This is a genomic window from Variovorax sp. P1_H12_2, from assembly GCF_056405335.1.
In genome coordinates this window covers 1-4585 of sequence record NZ_JBFUCI010000473.1, presented here as the reverse complement: position 1 = coordinate 4585, position 4585 = coordinate 1, and the positions used below count along the sequence as shown (strand labels likewise).

The window sequence follows — 4585 nt, the reverse complement described above, 5'->3', positions numbered from 1 at the left end:
GCGCACGGTGGAGTCGCACCGGGCCAACCTGTTCGCCAAGCTCGACTGCGACTCGCTGGCGCAGATGATCCGTCGCTACGCGGGACTGGTCGACGCTCCGTAGTTCTACGGAGGGTCGGCGGTAGCCGTACGAATGGCCGCCGGGCGCGGCAATTCCTACAGTGGCGATGCCGTCGGCGGTGTGCCGGCGCAACCCGCTCAATCCCTTTCGGAGAACTTCTTCATGCACCCGTCCTTTCGTCTCGCCAGCCTCGCCGTCCTGCTCACCGCTTCCGCATTGAGCGTGCAGGCCCAAACCCAGGCACCGGCACCGACCCCGTCCGTCCGTGCCGAGAAGAACATGTCGCTCGAACTGGCGAACGAGATCGCCGGTGCGGCGGTCGCCGCCTGCGCCGCCAACGGCTACGCGGTCGCCGCGACCGTGGTCGATCGCGCCGGCACCGTGCGCGCCGTGCAGCGCGCCAACAACGCCGGCTCCCACACGCTGGCCGCAAGCGAGCGCAAGGCCTGGACCTCGGCCTCGGCCAAGGCGCCGACCCTGGTCATGATGGAGAACGCGCAGAAGAACCCCGCGGCCGCGAATCTCGTGAACATTCCCGGCTTCCTCCTGCTGGGCGGCGGCGTGCCGGTCAAGTCGGGCAATGAAGTCATCGGCGCGGTCGGCGTCGGCGGCGCGCCGGGCGGCCACCTCGACGAGCAATGCGCCAACGCAGCGCTCGACAAGATCAAGGGCCAGCTCGGCTGAAATGAAACACCCCCGAAGCGCCTGCGGCGCCTCCCCCTCAAGGGGGCGATACCAGCGGCCCGGCGAAGCCGGTTCCGCGCTATCCCTGGCATGGGCCCGTGCCCGTTTCATGGGTCGCGGGTCACGCAATAGCGTGGTGGAAAACCGAGCCGCATGAAGGCCGTCCTCGTTGCCCTCGCGCTGCTCGGTGCCGGCCTGGCCGCGCCGGTGGCGGCCCAGGTGGCGCCGAGCGCCGCCGATCTGCAGGCCTACCAGGGCCTGCATCGAGCGGCCTGGCGCGGCGACCTGCCGCAGCTCAAGGCGCTGATCGCTGGCGGCGCCGACCTCGAGGCACGCGACGGCCTCGGGCGCACGCCGCTGCACGTGGCGACCCACGCCCGGCAGCGCGAAGCCATCGCCACCCTGGCCCAGGCCGGTGCGAAGCTCGATCCGCTCGAGAACGACCGCTACGACGCCGTGACCATCGCCGCGGTCGCCGACGACGTGCCCACGCTGGCGTTGCTGCTCTCGCTGGGCGCCAGCGCGGGCCAGACCACCAGCCGCTACGACGGCACGGCGCTGATCGCCGCGGCCCACCTCGGCCATGACGAGGTGGTGCGCCGGCTGATTGCCGCCGGAGCCCCGCTGGACCATGTCAACAACCTGCACTGGACCGCGCTGATCGAGGTGATCGTTCTGGGCGACGGCGGCCCGCGCCATCAGCGCGCGCTGGCGGCGCTGGTCGACGCCGGCGCCAGCCTGCAGTTGGCGGATCGCCAGGGCCACACGCCGCTGCAGCTCGCGACCGCGCGCGGCTACGGCGCGATGGTCGAAAAGCTGCGCGCCGCGGGCGCAAGGTAGGGCGGCTCGGGGACAATCGGGCGAACCCGTTTCGGGATCGCAGGATCACGCCCCATGTACATGCCGCCGCAGTTCAACGTCACCGACCGCGCCGTCGCCGCGCAGCTCATGCGCGACCATCCGTTCGCCAGCCTGATCTCGAACGACGACGAGGGCCTGCCCACCGTCACCCACCTGCCGCTGGTGCTCGACGAACGCGGGCCGGAGGACTTCGTGCTCTTCGGCCATTGCGCCAAGCCCAATCCGCACTGGCGCCACCTGCAGGCACGGCCGCGGGCGCTCGTGAGTTTCCTCGGGCCGCACGCCTACCTGTCGCCCTCGGTCTATCCGGACCTGGCGCGGGTGCCGACCTGGAACTACCTGGCCGTTCATTGCACCGTCGAGGCGCGGCTGATCGAAGAAGCGCCTGAAAAGGACGCGCTGCTCAAGCGCCTGATCGGCCAGCATGAGCCGGCCTATGCGCAGCAATGGCGCGACCTGGGCGAGGACTTCCAGCACAAGATGCTCAACGGCATCGTCGGCTTCGAGCTGAAGGTGACGGCGCTGCAATGCAAGGTCAAGCTCAACCAGCATCGGAAGGAATCACACGCCGCGATGTTCGCCGTCTACCGCGAAGGCACGCCGGACRAGCGGGCGCTGGCGGAGTGGATGGAGCGGCTTGGCATGGCGGGGAAGGCTTGAGATGCGCGCGCTCGGTCTGGTCGGGCTCCTGCTCGCGCTGCTCATCGTCGGGCTCCTGGTCAAGAAGCAGCTGAATGGCGTCGCGGCGCCGGTGCTGCCGGCGGGGCCGACCGCGACCGGCAGCGCGCCGGCCGGCGATGCACGCGCACAGAGCCAGCAGATGCAGCAGCAGATCAAGCAGTCGCTCGATGCCGCCATGCAGCCGCGGCCGATGCCCGATGGCAACTGACGCCGACTGGATGGCGCTCGCACTGGCCGAGGCGCGGCAGGCGGCCGAGGCCGGCGAAGTGCCCATCGGCGCCGTGCTGGTCAAGGACGGCCGACGCGTGGCCAGCGGCCGCAACGCGGCGATCGCGCTGCACGACCCGAGCGCCCATGCCGAGATCAATGCGCTGCGGGCGGCCGGTGCCGCGCTCGGCAACTACCGGCTCGACGGCTGCGAACTGTTCGTGACGCTCGAGCCGTGCGCGATGTGCGCTGGCGCCATGCTCCATGCGCGGCTGGCCCGGGTGGTCTTCGGCGCTGCGGATCCGAAGACCGGTGCCGCGGGATCGGTGGTCGATCTGTTCCGCGAAACGCGGCTCAACCATCGCACGCAAGTGCAGGGCGGTGTGCTCGCTGACGACTCCCAGGCGCTGTTGCAGGCCTTCTTCCGGGACCGCCGCAGCGCCGCCCGCGAAACGGCCGAGCCCTTGCGCGACGATGCCCTGCGCACGCCGGCCGATCGTTTCGCCGAACTGGTTGACTATCCGTTCGCGCCGCACCACGTGAGCGATCTGCCGAGCCAGCACGGCTGGCGCATGCATTACCTGGACGATGGCCCGCTCGACGCGGCATGCACCTGCCTGTGCCTGCACGGTCCGGGCGAGTGGAGCTACTTCTTTCGGCATGTCGTGGGTGCGCCGGGGCTGCGGGTGCTGGCGCCCGACCTGATCGGCTTCGGCCAGAGCGACAAACCCAAGCGGCAAGCGGTGCACCAGCTCGGCTGGCACCGCGACCTGCTGCTCGAGTGGCTGGAGCGGCTCGAGCAACAGGGGCGACTGAGGTCCGGGCCGCTGGCGCTGCTGCACAGCGCCGGTGCCACGGCCTGGGCCTCGCTGCTGGCCGACGCCGCGCCCGGACGTTTCCAGGTCGTGATGTCGGCACCGGACGGCGCCGGGGCGGTGGCCGCAGCCTGGCGCGCGCCGTTCCCGGATCGCGGCTACGAGGCCGCCTTGCGGGCCCTGGGCCCGATCCCGAAGCGTGTCTCCGGTCCGACGCCGGATCAGGCGGTGCAACTGGCCCGGGAGGCAATGGGATACTTCGCCCCGTGAAAAAGCACATCTACATCTATTCGCCCTCCAGCGCCGTGCGCGACAAGGCCGCATTCAAGCGCGGCGTCAAGCGGCTCCAGGCCCTTGGCCACGACGTCGAGCTCGACGAGGCTGCGCTCGCCACCCATCAACGCTTCGCCGGCGACGATGCGACGCGCCTGGCCGCGATCTCGCGCGCCGCGGCCAGCGGCGCCGACGTGGCGCTGATCTCGCGCGGCGGCTATGGCCTCACCCRCATCCTCGACGCGATCCCCTACAAGGCGGTGGCCAAGGCGATCCATCGCGGCACCGAGTTCGTCGGGCTCAGCGATTTCACGGCTTTCCAGTGCGCGCTGCTGGCCAAGACCGGCGCCGTGACCTGGGCCGGCCCCGCGGTCGGCGAAGACTTCGGCGCCGAAGCGGGTGCCGACGACATCATGGAAGCCTGCTTCGACGACCTGCTGAGCGGGCAGGGCGAAGGCACCGGCTGGCGCATGCCGGCACGCGACAGCGTCGACCTGCCGACGCTGCGCAGCATCCACGGTGCGGTGCTGTGGGGTGGCAATCTGTGTGTACTGACCAGCCTGCTGGGCACGCCCTGGTTCCCGGCCATCGACAAGGGCGTGCTGTTTTTCGAGGATGTCAACGAGCATCCGTACCGGGTCGAGCGCATGCTCGACCAGCTGCGCCAGGCGGGCGTGCTGGGACGGCAGAAGGCGATCGTGTTCGGGCAGTTCACGGGCATCCGCAAGGCGTCGCACGACCGCGGCTTCGGCATGCAGACCGTGATCGCCCGCCTGCGCGAGCTGATCAAGACGCCGGTGCTGACCGGGCTGCCGTTCGGCCATGTGCCGACCAAGGTGCTGCTGCCGGTCGGCGCCAAGGTAGAGCTTGCCGCCGACGGCCGCGACGTCTTCATGGTCTGGGGACACAGGCACTGAGCTCCCCCCCAGGTTGGGCTCACTTCGTGTAGCCCGCCCACCCCCTACCGGGGGCGCAGCCAGCGGCCCGGCGAAGCCGGTTCCGC

7 protein-coding genes are annotated in these 4585 nt (G+C 70.6%); all 7 read left to right on the top strand.

The features are described 5' to 3' along the window. The coding region (locus AC1D2K_RS30400; protein WP_478093617.1) for a LuxR C-terminal-related transcriptional regulator at nt 1-103 on the top strand (103 nt) is incomplete at its 5' end. A 120-nt stretch (nt 104-223) separates the two neighbouring features. Further along, entirely contained in the window at nt 224-745 is a 522-nt protein-coding gene (locus AC1D2K_RS30395) for a GlcG/HbpS family heme-binding protein (protein WP_478093615.1), read from the top strand. A gap of 153 nt (nt 746-898) precedes the next feature. Next, entirely contained in the window at nt 899-1585 is a 687-nt protein-coding gene (locus tag AC1D2K_RS30390; protein ID WP_478093614.1) for an ankyrin repeat domain-containing protein, read from the top strand. A 54-nt stretch (nt 1586-1639) separates the two neighbouring features. After that, nucleotides 1640-2266 carry an FMN-binding negative transcriptional regulator gene (locus AC1D2K_RS30385; RefSeq protein WP_478093612.1) on the top strand — a complete coding sequence of 209 codons (627 nt, stop codon included), beginning with the start codon at nt 1640-1642 and terminating at the stop codon, nt 2264-2266. Between the two features lies 1 nt (nt 2267). Beyond that, a complete protein-coding gene (locus AC1D2K_RS30380; RefSeq protein ID WP_478093610.1) occupies nt 2268-2495 on the top strand; it encodes a hypothetical protein in 228 nt (75 codons plus the stop codon). Further along, the gene (gene tadA, locus AC1D2K_RS30375) at nt 2485-3579 is read left to right on the top strand and encodes a tRNA adenosine(34) deaminase TadA (RefSeq protein WP_478093609.1); all 1095 of its coding nucleotides are present in this window, start codon (nt 2485-2487) and stop codon (nt 3577-3579) included. Before AC1D2K_RS30380 ends, tadA begins: the two co-directional genes overlap by 11 nt. Further along, the gene (locus AC1D2K_RS30370) at nt 3576-4499 is read left to right on the top strand and encodes an LD-carboxypeptidase (RefSeq protein WP_478093607.1); all 924 of its coding nucleotides are present in this window, start codon (nt 3576-3578) and stop codon (nt 4497-4499) included. Before tadA ends, AC1D2K_RS30370 begins: the two co-directional genes overlap by 4 nt. Nucleotides 4500-4585: the final 86 nt, after the last annotated feature.